Here is a 19,808-nt window from a genome sequence, read left to right as displayed (position 1 = left end):
AGCGTGGTTTTTTCGAAATGCTGGCGATACCTCTACTAGATTTAATTTGAGGTTTACTAACTATTAATCAAAGAAATTATTCAATTCCTTACTCATTACGTTCGATGTTTTTTGCTTTGGTTTCTCAATTTTATTAAGCAGCGACTGCGAAGTGTTATTCTTATTTTTTTGCTGAGATTTTAAGTGCTCTTGGCGTTCTTTATAACTCATAGGTTTATATTCTGATTGCTTCTCATCCTTTTTCGAATGATCTTCTCGATTTTTTTCTAAGTTTTCTTGAACCGTAATACTAATAGATTCGTAAACTTTTGCTACATCTTCATCTAGCTTATTTTCTTCGGTATGATTAAGCGTTTCTTCAATTGGAACTGTGTTGATTTCTACTTGTGTTTCTTCTGACTCTGTTATTATAACGGGAAGTCCATCAGATGGGAATTCTTCAAACAGTGGTTCAGTCTCATCAGGAATCTCGGAATGAATGCTGGAATCCTTATTCCAATCTTGCTCTAACATAGTAATAGATAATTCTTCGTTTAGTTCAGCTACCTCCATGTTTATTTCATGGCATTCGCTCATAGAAAGTAATTCTATATCTATGATTTTCTCAATATCTTCCTTCACGACTGATTCTGTTATTTCAGCGCTTATACTTTCTATATGTGTTTCTTTTGCTTTAACAGGCAGTTCACCATTTCGTTGTAGGGCTTCTATTAATCTTGATGCATGTGTATAACTAATTTTAAATGTGTCTTGTAGTATAGATATAGAAGCGCTTCCCGACTCTTTTACAAAACTTACAACATCGTCGTATAGAATATCCTTAAAGAAGCTAGTTTCCTCTTGTACGGTTCCTTTGTCTTCGCTTGGAATCGCTACTTCCTGTGAAATAGTATTGTCAGATGAGTGAGTGGTATTAATACTTGTTTCTTCTGTTATTCTACTATTATTTGAAATTAATACTTTACGAGGACCATCCCCTGTGTAAGAACTTACAACTAGATTTTGTTCTAATTTCTCAATACATTGCATAGCTTTCATATAGCCAATTTTGAATTTTCTTTGCAAAAGAGATGGCGAGACTTGTTGTGATTCGATAATAAATTCTTTAATTTCTTCATACAACTTATTTTCAACTTCATCATCAACATCTCCATGCTGATTCATAGCTGCAGATTCATTAGGTAATGTTTCATTTTGAGACTTGTGTTCCTTATAATCTTCCAATGATACAATGTGTTGTTGCTCTTCGTTTGTTTCTATAGAATTATTTTGTTCCATCGCACTCCTTTGCATAGATGGCAAAGGTTGTATTTTCTTCATATTCTCTGCATCTACATGCTTCATAGGATTTGCTTTTGCAATAGATTCATTAATAAGACGAAGACGTTCATTTTCCCAATATCGGCCCATCTCTGTATCTACCTGTATAATTGCTTGAGCAAATTCCTCTTTAGGCACAAAGTTACTTGTAATTTGTTGGACTGGTTGCACATGATTATCTTGTACGATACGAGCAGCACAGATGAATGCCCCTTGTGCCATGATATCTCCTGGTGACATAACAACTTCTTTTGCTTTCTGATAGGTTGATCCTAATCGACTAACAGGATTGTCTTGCATAGGAGAAATACCTTGTTCAGATTCAGCCTCTTTAAATTCTTCTTTCTCACCAAACATATCTGAAAAGATTTTTGCATCATACGGCGTTACATCTCCGAATATCATTTTGTTACGGAATGAGCCTAACAAAGTAAACATGTATTGCTCTGTGAAATCGAGAGCCAATTGAGATAGTGTTTGACTAGCAATTGTTAGAATTACTTTATATTTACGAGATTGTGCAGGGAATTCTTTAAAAGGCCGTACAACATAGTCCGGGAACTCATCGACAATTATGTGATGGTAAGGTGAGACGTTTGGTTCCCTACGGAATACTGCATTCTGCATACTCAGCAATACAAATTTTCCTAATACGTTTGAAAGATCTGCTAATTCCCCTTTCGCAGTATTAACAAGTAGAATGCCACCTTGCTCCAAGTAGGGTAAGTACCCAGCGCCTTATCATATTTCTATGATAGGTTTCCATGTACTCCCCCCCGAACCGTACGTACTTGTCTCCAAGTATACGGCTCTCCATTTATCAATCCAACTTACCTGAGTGTAAATCTACGTGACATTGATGGCAGAGTGCCATAGTTTTTCTTTTTCTAGCAATCATCATTTGCTCCCACATTTTCTTACCTTTTAGGTCTTTTAACTTCCTTATGTGGTGCATTTCGATTGCTTGATTCTTTTTGCCACACACTTCACATTCTTCAGCTAATAATCGTTCAATGAGACTTGTTCGTCCAGACATTTTTAAGGTATTTGGGAGAATATCGACTTCTATGTTGGTATCTATACTTTTTTGTCTCTGAAATCCTTGGTCATAAAGATATCTTATTTTTTCACCGTTTTTAGTTTTGTATCGTATACCAAATTTCCCATTAGTTTTATATTTGTTGAGTATTTTTTTAACACTTTTTTTGTACTTGCTAGCGAACGTCTTATACATACTATATTCCATTATGTATTTGTATTTATTTATAACACTTACGTTGTTCGCCAATTTGTAGTATTCATATAGACCACGAATTTCTGCGTTGTATATACTTAGAATCTCTAAGTCGTCATTATCTTTTAGATAGGTTCTGTGCTTAGGTTTCCAAGTACCTGTATTTTTGTCAATTGTTAGTGCATCTTTTTGAAATAGGTTCTTTATCCATTTGCTTTTGGGTACGTATAGTTTAGGCGTGTAAGAAAATAGCCTTTTCGTCCTTCTATGGGTTGTTTTCGCTGTGGCTTCTTCTCTTGAAATTGTAATATCGTAACTGAGAAATTGTACTAATTTTTCACTATGGGTTATGAGAGTCTTTTCTTGTGACAACTCGAGTTCAAGGGTTTCTTTAAGAAAAATCGTAAGATTTTCTTTGACCTGAATTGCGTCTTCTTTACTACCTATAATTCCTATGAGGAAATCATCTGCGTACCTGGTATATACAATTCTTTTGTAGTTTTCGTCCATAGGTTCTTTTGAATGGATAGAGAGCTGTTCTTTGTGTAGTTTGTTCCACTGTAGTTTCACTTCTCTTTTTTCTTCCTCTGGCATTTGTCCCCATTGTTCCTTATGTTTCTTTCGTAATCGGTATTTCTTTTCCGATAGGTACCCATAATCACGATTTGTTTTTCTTGTTGACCCTTTATCAAATTGTTGTTTGTAAATCTTCATAAATTTGTCTAATTCGTTTAGATAAATATTTGATAGTATGGGACTGATTATGCCTCCTTGTGGAGTGCCAGAGAATGTGTTGTTATATGTCCATTCTTCGAGATAACCTGCTCTGAGAAACTTCCAGATTAACCTTATAAACTTTTCATCATTAATCCTTCTTTTAAGGATATTTATAAGTGTATGATGATTTATGTTATCGAAGAAACCTTTTATGTCTCCCTCTACAAACCATCGTACACCTCTATATGTCTTTTGAATTTGAGTTAACGCAGTATGACAGCTCTTTTTAGGTCTAAACCCATGTGAATCATCTGAGAACGTAGATTCATGAGTACTCTCAAGGATACTTCGTATTATTTCTTGTATAATTTTATCATCCATAGAAGGGATGCCTAGTGGTCTTTTACCACCATTAGCTTTCTCCCTATAAACTCGTCTAGCTGGATAAGGGTTGTAAGTCTCGTGTTTAATTTTGTCTATAAGAGTGTTAATTCTTTCAATACTCATTCCATCGATATTCTTTCCATCCGTACCTTTGGTCATATTACCTTCTTTGGCATATATCTTAGAATATGCCATGTAATAAAATTCTGGATTATACAGGTTTCTGTATAGCCTCTTGAACTTGTAGTCTGTATTACTAGCCATGGTACGTAGGCTGTTTAATACCTCATTTGGATTTCTCATAGAGCCTCGCGCTCCTTCCTAATTTGTATTAAACTGATAAACTGTTTCCCTTCGCCTTGTAATAGGCTTTCCCTATCTCTGACTACTACGGAAACTCCGTTACCTTATTGGATATTCATAAGCCACATACCTTGTTTTGCACTTGGTATCATCCTTAATAGCCAGTTTGTGTTGGCGTTCCAACTTAGGTAATCCCCATTTAGTACATTTAGAGATAAGCTTGTTATAGTGTCGGATGCGACTTTCGTCCTTTTCCACCTACAGTGGATAGTTAGTAATGGGTCTCTGGGGCATGAGTCTAAGGTTACAGAACTCGACCTTCTTTACCATTTAACATCCACCTGATTAAATGGTCATTACTACACAACGTTACTAGTTACCTTTCGTCATGGGGTTCGATATCCCCCTTTGGACTATCGTTTAAGCAGTTTAGCTTTCATCCTTGTCTATACATTTCATCTGGCCATTCAGTCGTAATTGGGTAACTAATTAACTTATGGCTTTACCAACATGCTACACTCCCCGTTCAGTTTCCTTCATGGATAAGTTGGTTGATGATAGGCTTTTGTGAGACCTGAGCCTACAACTTTGCTAGAGTTGAATCTCTAAATGCCCGTATGGGCGCACATGGACATCGAAATCAAAATCAGATTTCCCAAATAAAACACGACGTATTAAAACGTTTGAAGCTAAATCTTTTAAGATGTTGCGTAAACCTTTTACATATTCTTCTTCTCTGTCATAATGCATTGGTTGTCCGCGGTATTTTCCTGATTTATAAATCGCCGGTTCACCTTGAAAATCCATCTTTTCTCGAATAGTATTATTAAACCATTCGTCAATCCCTTTTATAATTTTATATTCATTTTTTTGGTCACGTGAAGCAGCACCACTTTGAACAAAATCATATAACTTTTCGACCTGTATCTTGAATAGTTTATGCATACGGTGAACACGTTCTACATCGTCATACATGCTTATTAAGTCATCAAAGGTGACATCTTTTTGCGGGTTGTGAAGCTTTAATAAATAGATATGTTGTTTAAGGTGGTTACGTTGTGCTTGTTCAAAGAACGCATTGTTAGATTCAGACAAACCTTGAATAACCATTGCGAAAACCTCTGCTACTTTATCAACTGGCCCCCGCAGAATGTTTATATTTTTGGTATCAGGATTAGTTGGATCAATGTAATAAACTGAGCTTGCTGGGATCTTATGTGCTTGTACCAATTTAAATACTTTTTGACATAAATCATTACTTGGTTCAATAACCGTGACACCATTTAAAAATGTTCCTTTTACTTCTTCTGTATCATAATCATTCTTTTTATACGCAGTTTCAAACTTGTTTATGAAACGCACCATCCAGTGTAAATCTTGATTTATCATAGGAATAATTAAACTTGATGTTTTACCAGAACCAATCGGACCAATAATGATACCATTTAACGTTCTATCTTTTCCCTTAATCCGGACCATTTCTTTATGCTCGATATGCGGTCCAATTTCTACATCAGGGTATATTTTTTCTTCTTGGCTATTAAACCATTTCTGTAACTTGTGATTTTTATATTCGTATTTTTGTACCCATTTTAAAATTTCTTCTCGGTAACGAACAATATGGCCACTATACCAAAGTGAAAACAAAATCATAAATACTGTAGGCAAAAATACAAAAATCATAGTGAGTGTGTGAAAATTCCCTGTTAAAACATGACCTATGGCCTCATACTCACCAAAATTAACATGCTTTGATTTTTCTGTAAGATACGGAATAATCTTTGCATGGATCGGAGCAGTTGCAAACCATAAAAATTGAATATCAACTGCAATATGAGAAGCAATTAAAATTATTAACTTCCCGTTCTTCACATGCAAAGCAGGAATACGGCTGTAAAACCTAAAACTAAATTCTCCTAATAGCAAGGAGAAGAACATTAAAATGAGCGGTACATATGTAATTTCTATAGGATAAGACGGTGGTTCAAATGCATAGTAAAGTAGTTTTATATAGTTTACTAAACCGAATCCAAATGAAACAATAAACCCGCTAATTAAACCAACTGTAGTAAATAGAGGTAATCGTTGTTTAAATGTCTCCATATAGGCTCACCTACCTCTTACAGATATAATTGAGCTTTATGATGGAGTGTAAATCGATTATTGAATTCTTGTTTAAATTGTTCTTTTGATTTTTCTAAAAAGAATTTCGCTGCATCTTCGGTTTGTTTTAAATATAAATCAATGCTATTTCTTTCGCATAGTTGGTCGTATTCTTCTTGAGAAAGTACCGCAATATTTACTTCTATTTTTTTATTCGTTGCCGTTTCAATTATGACATCATACCAAAAGTAATTCGGCTTTCCTGGAATTTGGATATCTTGTAGAGAAACATTAAACGTTGCACCCTCTTCTGTCATATGTTTAAGGACTAGTTCAGGATTTTTAAACGCCTCTCTTGCAGAGATTACTCCCCCATTAGTAGTTGTTGCTAATTGTAAATTCATATTCATTTTTCCACCTTTCTCCATATAAAAAAAGGCAAGCGACACCCACTGTAAAAACAGCGTGTGTCGCTTGCCTTAATTTCATATGTTCTGATTTGATTGTAGTTTTTATTATATGTTCAACCGTTATTCTAACACCCTGAAAAATAAAAATCAATAAAATTATATAGAAGTATATGAAAAATAAGAGATTAATATAATTCAACAAGTTTACGTCTTTTCGGATGTATGTTATTTGCAGTACGTGCCATGATCTGTTCATCCGCGTTTATAGTGACACTTTCATTTTGGAGGGATAGCAGTAGTACGTTGTCATAAGTGTCCATTAAAAGTATATCTCTAGACTTTTTGCGCTTCGGGTATATCACAACAAGTGGCACCCCTTCCTCACCTTCTCTTCTTGAAAACACAACATCGTCTAATTTAGCAATCATTCGGTAATCATTTTCATTCCCAAAAATAAAGAAGAAATCTTGCATAGCATCTTTATCTCTTCTATACGTTCGTCTAAGACCACCATCTATTGTTTCTTTAAAGGCTTGAACATTTTCAACAAATGCGTAACGCCAATCGGCATCGCCTACTGTACGTTGAGATAAAGGCAAAAGAATATCTTGTTCAAAGTTTTGATTATCATCTATTCCTAGAATGCTATCTGAAATAACATCTCCAGCTTCTTTCAAAGAGCAGATGTGCATATTCAGATTTGGTAGATTTATTAATAGTTCATGATACTCTCGCATAGAAAATAAGAGATTTTTCATACGTACGTACGGTGGTTCTGCATCTTCTGCAAGGAACATCGACTTGTCATACATAACAAAAACAACAGTTATATTCTTAGTGTTTTTTTGTGCATATTCAATATACTTCCCCACCTTTTCAACTAAGGTAGCATTGGTTTCTTTGCACATATCCATTTCAATGTAAATATTTTTGTCTTGATATGAAATGTGTTCATCAGGAATTAAGAGTAAACCTGCATCTTCAATTTCTGTTTTCTTTTGCTTTTGATGATATGAGCGAATATCTAGTTCACTTAATATCTTATTCGTATTGGTCTTTTTCGAGATTTCTAAAAGTGTGCGTACTAATATTTCTCGTGAGCAGAGTGTATGCAGTGAGATTGAAGAAGAATATCTACGTTTTGAAGACCCTTCAGGAATCCGTCCTATTTCTTGAAGGTAATCAACCATTCTATCTTTTAAGGAGAATGTAGCGCGTCTGGTTATACTATCATCTCTTTTATCAATTTTTTTAGTCAGGATAGCACCATATTTTGAAAAACGATTAAGTTTTGTAAACACACTATCCTCAGAAAAATCCCTACCTTCAAATGCACTATAAAGCTGAGTAATTTGTCGTGTAGTAAGATGCCTTTTGTAATATAAAAATGTGAATACAAATATATCAGCCTCTTTTAAACGAAAAGATTTCTGTGTTCCTTTACTTGTATATTTATACGTTTTACTTTTCATTATATGCAACTCCATAATTCGAATTTATTTTCAATAAATAACAACTATTTCTATATATCTTATTACAGCAAAATTTAGTTGTAAATTATTAAAAGTTTAAACTGAATTTGCGCTAATCTAGATACTAAAACTCGTACGCTGAAGTTTGGATTACTTCTCTTCCTAAAAATCCGCTAGAAACATTGATTTATATAGTCTTTTGGTCCTTTTAAAATTGTTCGGACGGAAGACATGTTTTAACCGAACAATTTTTTTAAGGATTAGGTATTGGAATGAAATTGTTCGGACGTCCTAACAATTTGTTTAAACAATCACATTATATAAAGCTGTGTTAAACATACAGAAAATATAATAGATATCTTATTTGTTCATTGTAGTTTTTTATTGCTATTGAAATAGAAAAAGACCGACAAAAATTATATTTGTCGGTCTTTTGTTTAGAATGATAATTTCTTCTTTGCTGGTTGTGAATCGTCAGCAACTTCTACTTCAGGTTCAGCACCAAAATTCAATTTTTTCTTTTTAGGTTTTTCTTCTTGCACTGAATCATCAAATGCGAAAAGTTTATTTAAAACAGCATTTGATTTCTTAGAATTAGCTTGCTCACGTTCTTCTTTAATTCTCGTAATCTCATCAATGATATCACTCACACGTTTTGGCAATGGTAGCCCTGCAACAACTGAATAGAATTTTACTATATCCTCTTCTTTTTTTGCTGTATGTTTATTAACATATGGAGCTATAGGACGTTCATCTACATATGGAGTTCTTTCTTTTAAGAAGTTTTCCATTTGGTTAAGGAAAGAGAAGTTATATAATCGACCTGCTCGTAGCGGTGATGTAACGATAGATAGTGCGCTCTTTTTAGCACTTTCTAGCTCTTCTCTTTCTGTATCGTATAAAACACCTTTTTCTAGTGCGTTCCCTAATTGAGTCAAGTAACCTAGCGGGTTTTCAGTGTCTAATTGATTTGATTTTAGTTCTAGTTTTGCTAATGATAAAATGCCTGGTGTATTAATTACTTGAGCAAATTCACTCGCATCAAAATGTGTATCTGAAAACGGTGTAAATGATGAAGTAACTAAGTTAATCTCATGTAATGCATCAGCAATATATTTGTTACTATAGCTAGTATATTCGTTTGCTAAAGCACTTGGATTTTCCTCTTCAAATTTTCTATATAGTTTAGCGTTATCTATTAATACAATTGAACCAAAAGCTTCTTGGTTCATAGCAATACTACGAATGCGTGAAGTTGCGTTTTCTAATACTTTTAAAGCCTCTGCATCACGTGGTAAAGTCAGTAATAATCCAAAATTGTAATCATGTTCATATAGCATTTCAATTGCCTTTAATAGAGCTCCAGTTCCTGTTCCTCCACCAAGACCACAAGTAATCCAAATGAAATCACGATCTTCAAATTCCTGCTTAACCGCTTCGAAAATCGTTGTTTCATGCTTTACAAATGCTTCTTCACCAATCTGTGGATTACGAGCTGCACCCTGCTCATATCCTTCTAACTGTATTTTACGGACATTTCCCGCGTTTTTAATCTCAATCTTGTTAAAATCTTGACTATTTGTATTAACAAGAATCGCACGATATGGGTATTTGTTATTTTTAATTTGAGTTTCTTTATTTGCACACTCTGCTGCGATTGCGCATCCACCCATACCTAGTCCTAAGAATCCAAATTTTAAGCTAATATTTCCTTGGCTTTCGATTTCTGAAAAATTGCCTGCCATATGTATAGCCTCCCTCAAATATATATTTTAGTTGTTTTTCTCAACTCGTTTTTCTAGTTCTTTAATTAAAACATTACCTAGATTTGTTACTTCGTAAACTCGAACGCGTCCAAATGGTTTAAAAGATATCAACCCTGCTCCCTCAAGTCGTGCAGTCATAATATCCAAAGCATATCGCGAAGGAAGTATCTTTTTTCCTTCATAATCCTTTTCATTCTCAATTTGATATTCTTTATGATATTGGTTGATACAATCCCATAGCTTTTCTTTGTGCATTGCACCTTCAGCGTATAGTACACGTAGAGCCCAAATTCCTTCATTCAAATTCTCACAGAGTACATCAATAATTTCATTGCTACTCATTGATATATTAGACACTAATTTCACACCACCTTTAATGAAAAATAAAATTTATGCATAGTTACAAGAAAGTTTACTTAATATTACGGAATTCAATCCCGCTATATATGCCGTAAATACTTCGGGATATACTTCCGAAGTATCGTATGTATTAACTATAATACATCTATACTATTTAATCAAGAATCTTTTAACATCAAGGTTTTAAATACTTCCGAAATATAACCCGTAATAACAACCGTATTAATTACGGGTTATTATTACGTACTTATTCCGTTAATTATTACCGCTATTTTTATCTAATAACTATCAGGTGCAACTGCAATTATGTAAAATTCTTTTTTATAGGAGTTGATTTATTTACGATTTACTGAGCTGTTTTCCTATATATTGAGGTGTTACGCACGCTCATCCAACTAATCACCGCTTAACAACATGGGCAATTTTGATACATAACTTATAGATTGAGCAATGATTGGTTGAGTGATCAGATACAAAAATACACAAAAATTTACGTAATCTGCAAAGGTATCCTTTTAGTTTCTATAGAATTTCTATATAATGTATTATAGGACAGGCATCATATAGTTAGGTGGTGAGCAAATGATTGATGAGCAGTTAAGCGATGGTTATTATCGTGTATCTGAAGTAGCAACCATGCTTGATATACCTGAAAGTACTCTTCGAAGATGGTTGAATGATTTTGATGAGTACTTGAACATAAAAAAAGAACGACAACTTAAATATGTTCACGAGGATAGTATCGATACAGTAAAAAAAATAAAACATTATTATTCAGAGTCAAAGAAAAAGCACGAAATAGTAGTGCTTTTAGATATGGATCCGGCTGTTATTCGTAACGTTTATGCTGAAGAGATTGATGACGATGATGAGCAAAAGGAAACATCGCTAGTTAAAGCACAACAGGTAAATACAGACTTGATTGAGGCTTTGACAGAAAAAATCACTGAGGAAGTTACAGCTAAAGTGACCGCCGAATTAACAAAGCAAAATATGGAATTCTTCGCTGCTGTAGCTAAACAAAGTCAGGACAATTTCGATAGAATTAATAAACGTCTAGAGGAACGTGACGAAAAACTAATGAGCACTATACGATTAATTCAAGAACAAAAAAGTGCAAATGCTCAGAAACAAGAAAATACTGAACAAAAAGGCGGATTTTTCTCTAAGTTTTTCGGGAAAAAATAAAAGAGACTATCATTTTGATAGTCTCTTTTATTTTCTAAATCCTTAGGACACTTAGTGTCTTTACTGAGACTAAATTCATTAATAAATAACATGATTAATTCAAAGTTATTATGTTAATTCTATATATTTTTATGTAAAATCATAATATATAGAATTAACATATATTTACAGGAGTTGATACATATGTGGAAAAAGATTAATAATTATAAATATCACCTAAAAGATTTAAAATTCATGACTTGGCTATTTCCCGCTATTGGCTTGTTATATGCTTATGAATTCTTCTCTGGTATAATGTTCGACCAGGAGTTTCGTTGGCTCAAATTATTATGCACGATCATAATGATTCTAGCATTTATGGATATTAGAAACAAACTTAGAAACAAAGACTATAGAACAACGTGATGCAAATGGAATCCTTATGGGTTCCTTTTTCTTTACAAAATAAAAAAGTAACGAATTCGCTACTTTTATTTCTTCCAATCTTTGAAATTGGCATACTTCATATATTCTTTTTTAACTACTCCTTTATACCATTTATTCTTACTTTCAGGTCTAGAAGGTTTTTTGTTATATTCATTAATATCTCCGTCTACATTAAGCCATTGTGGATTTTCATAAGCATATTTGTAGATGAATTGTCTAGCTTCTTTTAGTGAACTAAATTCTCCTAAATGTAACTTTGGTTTAGTGGTTCTATATCCATATACAAAATAAGTTGTACCATGTTCCCCTATAGTTTCAAAAAATGGTTTTGGTATCAAATCAATTCTTCTCATTTAAACATCCCCTTTATAATAACCATAGGTTTATTATACAAATTAAGTATTATTAAACTATTGTTCTGCCAATTAATTTACGTTAATTCTCAGAACAATAGTTTAATAAACCTGTTTATTACTACAACTGTATACTTTGCTGTTTATTCGAGAGTTAATTTTGTAACTAAAAAAACCTATGATTGATTCTCAACCACTCAATCACCGGTCGTTCGCTTTTTAAAATACGAACAAAACTATGTAAGTGACTGGCGATTAATTGACTGATTGGAACTATATTTAATACAATAAAACCACTCACTTAATCACCACTCAATCTATTGAGGAAAACTAAGTGCGTTATTATTAAGTGACCGGTGATTAGGTGGGTGACTCTTATTGATTAGAGGTGAAATGGTATCGAAATCAAGGTGGTGTGTTGATTGAGTGACAATTGATTAGGTGAGTGTCGTGAAAATGATTGGATTTTAAACCATATTTAGTTGGTTTTTGATTGAGAGGCGATCATGTAGATGTTTAATGTGCGGATTTTCGTTCGTGTTAAGTTCACCAGGTTGTTACTTTTGAAAATCAGCTTGCAACCATGAAAAAAACTATATATGATGTAGTTACTTTAATAATTTTATATTTTTCTAGATATAGATTTATTAATAATAGAACTTTTATATAATGTAAAAATAAAATATAACAAAGCAAAAAAAGGTTCATCAGCCCAATGAAATAGCGCCAACTATCTCATTGTGGTTAACCGCGAATCGCTGAAACTCTAAATCTTTTTCTAGAGCGCGGTAAACAAAGCTTCTAAACCTTTTTTGGTTTGCATGAAATTATAAGATAATTTTACTGTATCTTATGTATTTGTGCAACTTAAAAAGGGGATTTCTTGCGTATTTTTAGGCATTGTTTACCGTGGTTATACATGTATTGCTTTTTTAAAGAGTAGTATTTTTGTATACGTGGTATGACAGTGCCTTTTTTGTGCTCTTTTGAAAGGAGTTAGCAACATTATGAATACGCAAATGGCTTTTTCCCAGCAGAACTTTAAGGTTCATGGGGTTAAGTTTTTCGATGGATTATTAAACATCGTGAAACTAGAAAATGAACGAAAAGAATTACCATCTTCAGCTTTAGCTACTTATATCTTGCTTCACTTTGAATGTAATGATATTGGAATGCTACCACGTAAATTTCAAATCATGGATCTTGCTAAGAACAGTGGGATTCCCTACACAACAATTTATACAGGGTTTCAAGTTTGCTTGGAGCGTAAGCTCGTAAAAGAGACACCTGTTGGAAATCGTACTGTATATGAGGTTGTAGATTATGCCTTGTATAACCATACAGCTGCAGAAACTACAAAAACTACAGATATATCACTATCATATTTCCGAATTCCATTTCATCTTATTCAAACAACTATACTTAGTAGTCTTGTAAAGGCTCGTGATAACAGAGGGATTATGTTCCTATTAGAATTAATAAATACTTTTTCTAGAAAAATTGGTATGGAGCATTATAAGCACCAGATTCAAGAGTTCGAGATTACAAGAAGAATGGCTTTTTTAAAGGATAAATTGAATCGTAATGCAAAGAAGGTACGACAATACATAGAAATTTTAAAACCAATTGTGCAATTTACAGCAATTGATTCTAAGGAAAAGAAGTCTAGCGACTCTCGCATAGCGCGTGTTAGAAAACAGGTGAAACAAGTCATCATTGAAAAGTTCAATGTGGTGTTTTCTTCAAACTGCGTAATTGAGAATGATAAAAAAGATTTACATAGGCCGGTAGCGAAATGTAGAAAGGAAGCAGTATCTCGTTTAAAATATATGGGACAATCATTACGAAAGAAAGATCGTGAAAATATGATGATTGCATTTAAACAGGAAATTGTAGACATTGCTGCATACATGCCAACAAAGGAAAAACAAAACGAATTACTGATTACCGCAATGACTTATGCATTAGATCAGGTTGAAAATTATACGAAAGAGCAAGAAATATTCTCTATTCCTGCATTTATGCGAGTACAATTTAGAGAATCTTGGACTGATTTTACGGAAAAAAGCTTGTCTGTAGAAGAAAGACACGATGTAATGATGAATTATTATAATCAAAATGGTGCCTATCCAGACTTCATAAAATCTTAAAAAATATAGTAAGCAGAAGCCCTTGTTAAAAAATCACATAAAAGCAAGGGTTATTTGGCATGTTCTTTAATTTGAGGACATGTTTTTTTGTTAAGGAAATGTCTTTATCGGCGCTTTTACGTAAATATATAAACAGTTTATGCTGCTTTTGGATACGATTCATTTTGTTTATAATTCGATTCAATACTTGTGTTTATCTTAATACTATATATTAAAACCTGTGAATTCTTAGTAATATGATATGTAGCTTCTTAATTTGTGTTTTTTATGATTCATTACTTGTATGTAATGGGGATAGTACGTATGTAATTTGGCCTATTATAAAAGAACGTATGGTATATAAGGATTCATAAGCACTTGTATTTTCTCTTTATATTTAATAATTGAGTTTAGTTATATATGATTCTTGTATTATTTATATAAAATACTTGAATATATTTTTATTTGAAATATTGTTTTCTTTAGATTAGATACATAAAAAATAAGAAAAATATAAGTGAATATATTAGCGTTAGGATTTTTTGAAACTGTTGACTTTTAAAATTCAGAGATGTATTCTTATACATGAACAACAATTTACTAAGAGAAATATACAAATTAATAGATTCATCCTTTAGCTAAACGGACACACCGAAGGCACATAACCTGCCATCGGTGTGTCTTTTTTTTGTATAAATATCAAAAAAAGGGAGAATATGAACTATGAATGACATTGTAAACATGAGTAAAGAGCGATTTACAAAGTATTGTGAGGACAATACAGCATTTGAGGAGAATATTAATCGCATTATTAATCACTACTTTTTATTACTAGGGAATAAAGCAAATATCTTACAAGAAAGAGAATTTAATAATGAAATTGAAGGAAAAACGTTTAAAAATAATGTAAAGCGTTTTGAAACTCTATTCCCTGCAGCTGTTAAGAATGCATTTTTAAAAGGGTATCAATTATGTCTAGAGTTTATACAACATCCTGAAACACAAATACCTGAGAATCTATATAGTGATCCGAATTTTATAAAAGACATTCCTTTTGCCCTAGCAAATGCATCCGAATATGAATTGTACGAAATCATTCGAACAGATGAAACACAGGAATTTAGTGTGTTTGCTATACGAACATATGAGGGAATTCGTCCATTATTAGAACAAGTATTTTGTGAAGTTGCATACAGTGGTGCTGAATATGCTTTTGAACATGAACGATTAGAAAGAGGATTTGAATTAGTGAAAGGTGATACCACTTTATTAACCAAAGTTCCTGTAGATCGTTTCTTCTCAATTACGCCTTCTGTAAACGGAGTTGTTGTGCATGCGGAAGAGCATTGCGAGATTTGGACTTTAAATTGGAATAGCAAAGTAACCATTGACGATCCTTTTATTGAGGTTGCTGAGGTTACATTTATTCATCAAACAAAGGATATGATTCAAAAAAATATTGAAGATGGTGTTTTATACTACAGCTTTCTTTATCTTGATACACCTTTACATGAGATACAAGATCGATTAGAAATACGAGTAAAACTAAATTCTGATTTTGGGGCTCCACGTCCAATGGAACAAGTTGAAATGCAGTATATTCTGAATGAGATTATTGGGATGATTCATCTTCAGGCACAAATTCCAATTGAAAATATGATTTTAATCCAACGTTAGAGTTTGTAGGAGGTTCACTATGGTAAAAAAAATCGTTTTAGCTATTAGCGATACTGTATATACGGCATATTTACGTGAGGATTTTATTGGTGTGGGATTTGAAGTAGCTGATAGTGATGTGATGCACATCAAGTATCTAGATGAAATTCTAGATACGGAACAGCCCAATATTCTATGTATTAATGACAAACGATTAAATATTGATGCGGGACATGAAGAGAAACGTGAATTGATTATCTTACAGAAGTTAAGGGATATTCGCTTTAATCGGGATATTCGTATTGTAGTATTTACAGAGCGTGAAAATGATGATGAGTTTTTGGCGAAACTGATTTATCTAGGTATCTATGACATTTTTAACTCTCGTAAAATTGATATTGATAATAAAGTCATCCCGCAGCTGCTACAGGAATCGGATATTAAAAATGTAGCGGAAATTGTAGGAGCAAGTCAGGCACCGCAACAAACAAAGTTGCCTGAGGTTCCTGTTGATGAGGAAGAAGAGGAAGTATCAAGTGAATTAGAGGAAGGTGGCAACAGTGAACCTGCCTCTAATTCCAACAAACTATTTAAAAACAAACAAAAGCGTAGGTCTGTTTCAGAGAAGATGCCAAAAGCACCTGTTATAAAAAAACAGTATAAATTGGCTTTTGAGCCGGTATATGAAAAACAAATCGGTATCGCTATTCCAAGAAGAACAATTGTTGTGGCCAGCATGAACAGGAGAAGTGGTGCTACTTTTGTTTCACATCTTTTAACTGCTTACTTAAATGAATTACAGATTGATGTGAATTATATAGAGAATCTATATGATGATGGCTATACGTATCCGTTACTAAAGGGATATACAGAAGCACCAGAAAACTATCGTAGTGAATTTATGTTGCAGCGATATAAAGAGATGCTACAGAAGGAATCCGATATATTATCAATTCCAAAATGGAAGCAAGGAAGAATAAATTATATTGTTAAGAATCCTATTGTAGATCAAGAGCTAAAAAATGAAACAGAGCAGGACTTTGACCATTTTATTAAGGTTTTATTGGCTAACCAAGAAGCACCTATATCTATTATTGATGCAGGGAGCGATTGGGATAAAGATTTATACCATGAGATATGTGAAATGGCAGATTATATTTTCTTTGTAGCGGAACCAGATCTGCATCAATTGCTAAAGATAGCGCATCCTCTTACACAAAAAGAGAGAAAGCTCGTTTCTTACTTAGCTTTAGAGAAAACGAGAATCATTGGGAATAAGTTTTCTCCTGCACTTTTAAAGCATGAAATAGTAGAAGAATGTTTTGGAGATAAGGTATTAACTGCTTTACCACCATATGAGATAGAAGATGTATTTGAATCTCAATTAAATAGTAGTACGTTACTATCTAGTCGGAACTATTATAAAGAGCTAGAAGGAATAATGAAGGAAATAGCAGAGCTATTGCTACCAAATGAATTATTGAAACAGAAGAAAAGCTCTATATTAAGTGGATTTCGATTTCGGAAGTCTGAAAGTTAAGGGAGGATGAAGAGGGATGCAAAAGTTTATTGTTGCAGCAAGTATGTTGCTGTTATTTGTAGGGTGTCTATTTTTTGTAACTGATATGGTGATTGGAGATACAACACATACTGATAATAAATCGTCTTTAGAAAGGGGTGGCGAGATAGCTTTGGCTAAATCTGTAAAAATAGGTACTCTTCGTGCAGAAGAAGAAATAGCTATTGATCGAGAAAAAGCGAAACAAGAGTTTGAAAAAGCGTATAACGGTAATGCGGATTTTAAAGATCCTGCTTCAAAACGTAACTTCACTGTCCATGATGTACGGGAGAAACCAGCAATGATTGCTGTCGAAGGTGATGCAGAAGCTGCTAGTTATTTTAAGCAATTTGATGAGAAAAAAGAAACGATAAAGAGTAAAGCAAGAAGTATTATTATCTATGATACGAATGGAAAAGAAAAACAATTAGGCGGAAACGTAAAATAAAGAAAAAGAGTAGGTGCACTAAGAATGCAAAATACAGTAACTACCGCTCTATTCCTTACCCTTTCTTTATTATTAATTAGTCTATTACCCGAAGGCGTTTTATATGGGATACAGTTGGTGAAAGCACATAACTTTGCTTCTGATATGGTAGAAATAGCAGAGAATAAGGGTGGATTTCAATATGATTACAATGGAAAAAGGGTTGATTTAGTCCCTGGGATAGAGAAAAGAATGAAAGAAGAAAAGATGGATGGTTGGAAGTATGAGTATACAAAGGGACGCATCGATCATAATCAATCCCTTTCTTTTAAAGTGAAAGCAGAACACCATTTCTTCATATTTAAGTTGATTGGGGTAGATGGCATAAAGGCTCCGATATGGGCGAGTAAAGAAGGATTGGGACAAGTATATTTTAAATAATGAAAATCCTAAGATTTGTACTATAAAAGACTATGCTGAAAAGTATAGTTTTTTGCTAGAAAATTATATTTAAAAATAAATATATAAAAATACTTTACAAGCTCATTACCATATGGTAATATTTTCCATGCAGAACAACGGTTATAAAAACCTTTTATTAATAAATTTATATGTTAAATTATCTGGATTTTATATTTAAATTCGGTACAATAAAAGAATCTATGAAAAAACTAATATATTTGGAGGAACAAACAATGGCAAATAAATTTTTAAAAACAGCAACAGCACTAACAATTATGGGTACATCACTATTAGGAGCAGGAGCATTTTCAGCAAAAGCGGCTGATAACACAGATTCATTAAAGTTCAATGATGTTCCAGCAAATCACTGGTCTACAAAAGCAATCTATGATCTAGCAAATCGTAAAGTAGTAGCAGGATACGGAAATAATATCTTTGGTTTTGGGGACAATGTAACTCGTGGGCAAGTGGCGCGTATGATTTATGCATACGTAAAACCAGCAGATGTAGATGCTAGTTTCAAAAATCCATTTACAGATATTAAAGGACACATGTTTGAAAAAGAAATCTTAGCACTTGCTAAAGAGGGTCTTGTTGCTGGTTATGGTGAAGGGAAATTTGGCCCAGATGATATTTTAACCCGTGAGCAAATGGCGCAGGTACTTACAAATGCTTTTAAATTTAAAGCAACTACAACAACTTCATTTATAGATGTTGATAAAAACTCTTGGGCATATAATGCAATTAATGCATTAGAGGAAAATGGTGTTACAGCTGGTACAGGTAGTAATAAATATTCACCACAAATGCATGTAACTCGTGAACAGTACAGTCAGTTCTTATTCAACTCTATTAATGCCGTTGAAAAAGAAACTAAACCAGAAACTAAACCAGAGACTAAACCAGAAACTAAACCAGAGACTAAACCAGAGACTAAACCAGAGACTAAACCAGAAACTAAACCAGAGACTAAACCAGAAACTAAACCAGAGACTAAGCCAGAAACTAAACCAGAAACTAAGCCAGAAACTAAACCAGAGACTAAACCAGAAACTAAGCCAGAGAATCCTAGTATCCCGGAGGGATTAGATAAAAATTTAGTTACAGATAAATTAGAGATTTATCCAAACTGGTTAAAAGATCCGATGATTGCTAAACAGGTTTCTCCAGAAGCTCAAGCAATTGTAAAAGATATTAATGGCAAATATAATACAAATTTAAAATATAATGAAATTGGCGGAGACGTAGCATTTTTAGATGAAAATATGTTTCTTCCTCCTGGATCAATAGGGGCACAGTTTGTAGTTTCACCATATTCAGACGGGGTTAAATTAATTTTCTTAGCTAGTAATGATGCTACTGTAGAAATGACTAAAAGATGGGCTACATTCTTAAGTGGATTAAATTTAGATAAAGAAATTCAATACACTGTAGATACTGAGGAACTTAAGATTTACTACAAAGATGATTATAAAATTCGTGTTGGACATTCTACAGCAATCGATACAATGTATGTTGAAATAGATAAAGTAAAATGATT

The 19,808-nt window shown here is 33.2% G+C and carries 15 protein-coding genes and 1 pseudogene; 8 read left to right on the top strand and 8 right to left on the bottom strand.

Annotated elements, in window-relative coordinates; genetic code table 11:
* Positions 1–63: 63 nt before the first annotated feature.
* From ACUN0F_RS01485 to ACUN0F_RS01455, 7 genes and pseudogenes are all read right to left on the bottom strand, one after another.
* Positions 64–2,040: pseudogene (locus ACUN0F_RS01485) on the bottom strand (DNA translocase FtsK); the annotation flags it as partial.
* A gap of 100 nt (positions 2,041–2,140) precedes the next feature.
* On the bottom strand, positions 2,141–3,958 hold the full coding sequence (locus ACUN0F_RS01480) for a reverse transcriptase/maturase family protein (protein WP_001245663.1): 1,818 nt from the start codon (positions 3,956–3,958) through the stop codon (positions 2,141–2,143).
* Positions 3,959–4,549: 591 nt separating this feature from the next.
* Complete coding sequence (locus ACUN0F_RS01475) at positions 4,550–6,061, bottom strand: conjugal transfer protein TraG (RefSeq protein ID WP_445539057.1); 1,512 nt, start codon at positions 6,059–6,061, stop codon at positions 4,550–4,552.
* Positions 6,062–6,078: 17 nt separating this feature from the next.
* Entirely contained in the window at positions 6,079–6,465 is a 387-nt protein-coding gene (locus ACUN0F_RS01470; RefSeq protein ID WP_041487991.1) for a hypothetical protein, read from the bottom strand.
* Positions 6,466–6,656: 191 nt separating this feature from the next.
* A complete protein-coding gene (locus ACUN0F_RS01465; protein WP_445539056.1) occupies positions 6,657–7,943 on the bottom strand; it encodes a replication-relaxation family protein in 1,287 nt (428 codons plus the stop codon).
* A gap of 437 nt (positions 7,944–8,380) precedes the next feature.
* A complete protein-coding gene (gene repX / locus ACUN0F_RS01460; protein ID WP_088610235.1) occupies positions 8,381–9,688 on the bottom strand; it encodes a plasmid replication protein RepX in 1,308 nt (435 codons plus the stop codon).
* Between the two features lie 27 nt (positions 9,689–9,715).
* Positions 9,716–10,051 carry a cell division protein FtsZ gene (locus ACUN0F_RS01455; RefSeq protein ID WP_116329672.1) on the bottom strand — a complete coding sequence of 112 codons (336 nt, stop codon included), beginning with the start codon at positions 10,049–10,051 and terminating at the stop codon, positions 9,716–9,718.
* A gap of 600 nt (positions 10,052–10,651) precedes the next feature.
* On the opposite strand from ACUN0F_RS01455, the gene ACUN0F_RS01450 reads away from it, so the two are divergent.
* Together ACUN0F_RS01450 and ACUN0F_RS01445 are read left to right on the top strand one after the other, a co-directional pair.
* Positions 10,652–11,257, top strand: a complete 606-nt coding sequence (locus tag ACUN0F_RS01450; protein ID WP_327988655.1) for a DUF3967 domain-containing protein — start codon at positions 10,652–10,654, stop codon at positions 11,255–11,257.
* Between the two features lie 183 nt (positions 11,258–11,440).
* A complete protein-coding gene (locus ACUN0F_RS01445; protein WP_048561905.1) occupies positions 11,441–11,662 on the top strand; it encodes a hypothetical protein in 222 nt (73 codons plus the stop codon).
* A 65-nt stretch (positions 11,663–11,727) separates the two neighbouring features.
* On the opposite strand, the gene ACUN0F_RS01440 is transcribed toward ACUN0F_RS01445, so the two are convergent.
* Positions 11,728–12,036, bottom strand: a complete 309-nt coding sequence (locus ACUN0F_RS01440) for a hypothetical protein (protein ID WP_046956954.1) — start codon at positions 12,034–12,036, stop codon at positions 11,728–11,730.
* Between the two features lie 1,007 nt (positions 12,037–13,043).
* On the opposite strand from ACUN0F_RS01440, the gene ACUN0F_RS01435 reads away from it, so the two are divergent.
* The 6 genes from ACUN0F_RS01435 to ACUN0F_RS01410 all read left to right on the top strand — a co-directional run bounded on the left by ACUN0F_RS01435 (position 13,044) and on the right by ACUN0F_RS01410 (position 19,806).
* The gene (locus ACUN0F_RS01435; protein WP_046956953.1) at positions 13,044–14,186 is read left to right on the top strand and encodes a hypothetical protein; all 1,143 of its coding nucleotides are present in this window, start codon (positions 13,044–13,046) and stop codon (positions 14,184–14,186) included.
* Positions 14,187–14,888: 702 nt separating this feature from the next.
* Positions 14,889–15,842 (top strand): hypothetical protein, encoded by a 954-nt coding sequence (locus ACUN0F_RS01430; RefSeq protein WP_445539055.1) that lies wholly within the window; start codon positions 14,889–14,891, stop codon positions 15,840–15,842.
* Positions 15,843–15,861: 19 nt separating this feature from the next.
* Positions 15,862–17,361, top strand: a complete 1,500-nt coding sequence (locus tag ACUN0F_RS01425; RefSeq protein ID WP_445539054.1) for a hypothetical protein — start codon at positions 15,862–15,864, stop codon at positions 17,359–17,361.
* Positions 17,362–17,377: 16 nt separating this feature from the next.
* Positions 17,378–17,827, top strand: a complete 450-nt coding sequence (locus tag ACUN0F_RS01420) for a DUF5411 family protein (RefSeq protein ID WP_445539053.1) — start codon at positions 17,378–17,380, stop codon at positions 17,825–17,827.
* 24 nt (positions 17,828–17,851) lie between these two features.
* A complete protein-coding gene (locus tag ACUN0F_RS01415; RefSeq protein WP_445539052.1) occupies positions 17,852–18,247 on the top strand; it encodes a DUF4320 family protein in 396 nt (131 codons plus the stop codon).
* A 221-nt stretch (positions 18,248–18,468) separates the two neighbouring features.
* Entirely contained in the window at positions 18,469–19,806 is a 1,338-nt protein-coding gene (locus ACUN0F_RS01410; RefSeq protein ID WP_445539051.1) for an S-layer homology domain-containing protein, read from the top strand.
* Positions 19,807–19,808: the final 2 nt, after the last annotated feature.

The organism is Bacillus sp. 1A, from assembly GCF_052682215.1.
The sequence above is the reverse complement of the archived record's forward strand: the minus strand, read 5'-3'. Positions and strand labels throughout refer to the sequence as shown.

What these genes read in the sequence shown, in the direction of transcription:
- ACUN0F_RS01480 (WP_001245663.1), bottom strand. Translation starts at nt 3,958, where the DNA reads ATGAGAAATCCAAATGAGGTATTAAACAGCCTACGTACCATGGCTAGT.
- ACUN0F_RS01475 (WP_445539057.1), bottom strand. Translation starts at nt 6,061, where the DNA reads ATGGAGACATTTAAACAACGATTACCTCTATTTACTACAGTTGGTTTA.
- ACUN0F_RS01470 (WP_041487991.1), bottom strand. Translation starts at nt 6,465, where the DNA reads ATGAATTTACAATTAGCAACAACTACTAATGGGGGAGTAATCTCTGCA.
- ACUN0F_RS01465 (WP_445539056.1), bottom strand. Translation starts at nt 7,943, where the DNA reads ATGAAAAGTAAAACGTATAAATATACAAGTAAAGGAACACAGAAATCT.
- repX (WP_088610235.1), bottom strand. Translation starts at nt 9,688, where the DNA reads ATGGCAGGCAATTTTTCAGAAATCGAAAGCCAAGGAAATATTAGCTTA.
- ACUN0F_RS01455 (WP_116329672.1), bottom strand. Translation starts at nt 10,051, where the DNA reads ATGAGTAGCAATGAAATTATTGATGTACTCTGTGAGAATTTGAATGAA.
- ACUN0F_RS01450 (WP_327988655.1), top strand. Translation starts at nt 10,652, where the DNA reads ATGATTGATGAGCAGTTAAGCGATGGTTATTATCGTGTATCTGAAGTA.
- ACUN0F_RS01445 (WP_048561905.1), top strand. Translation starts at nt 11,441, where the DNA reads ATGTGGAAAAAGATTAATAATTATAAATATCACCTAAAAGATTTAAAA.
- ACUN0F_RS01440 (WP_046956954.1), bottom strand. Translation starts at nt 12,036, where the DNA reads ATGAGAAGAATTGATTTGATACCAAAACCATTTTTTGAAACTATAGGG.
- ACUN0F_RS01435 (WP_046956953.1), top strand. Translation starts at nt 13,044, where the DNA reads ATGAATACGCAAATGGCTTTTTCCCAGCAGAACTTTAAGGTTCATGGG.
- ACUN0F_RS01430 (WP_445539055.1), top strand. Translation starts at nt 14,889, where the DNA reads ATGAATGACATTGTAAACATGAGTAAAGAGCGATTTACAAAGTATTGT.
- ACUN0F_RS01425 (WP_445539054.1), top strand. Translation starts at nt 15,862, where the DNA reads ATGGTAAAAAAAATCGTTTTAGCTATTAGCGATACTGTATATACGGCA.
- ACUN0F_RS01420 (WP_445539053.1), top strand. Translation starts at nt 17,378, where the DNA reads ATGCAAAAGTTTATTGTTGCAGCAAGTATGTTGCTGTTATTTGTAGGG.
- ACUN0F_RS01415 (WP_445539052.1), top strand. Translation starts at nt 17,852, where the DNA reads ATGCAAAATACAGTAACTACCGCTCTATTCCTTACCCTTTCTTTATTA.
- ACUN0F_RS01410 (WP_445539051.1), top strand. Translation starts at nt 18,469, where the DNA reads ATGAAAAAACTAATATATTTGGAGGAACAAACAATGGCAAATAAATTT.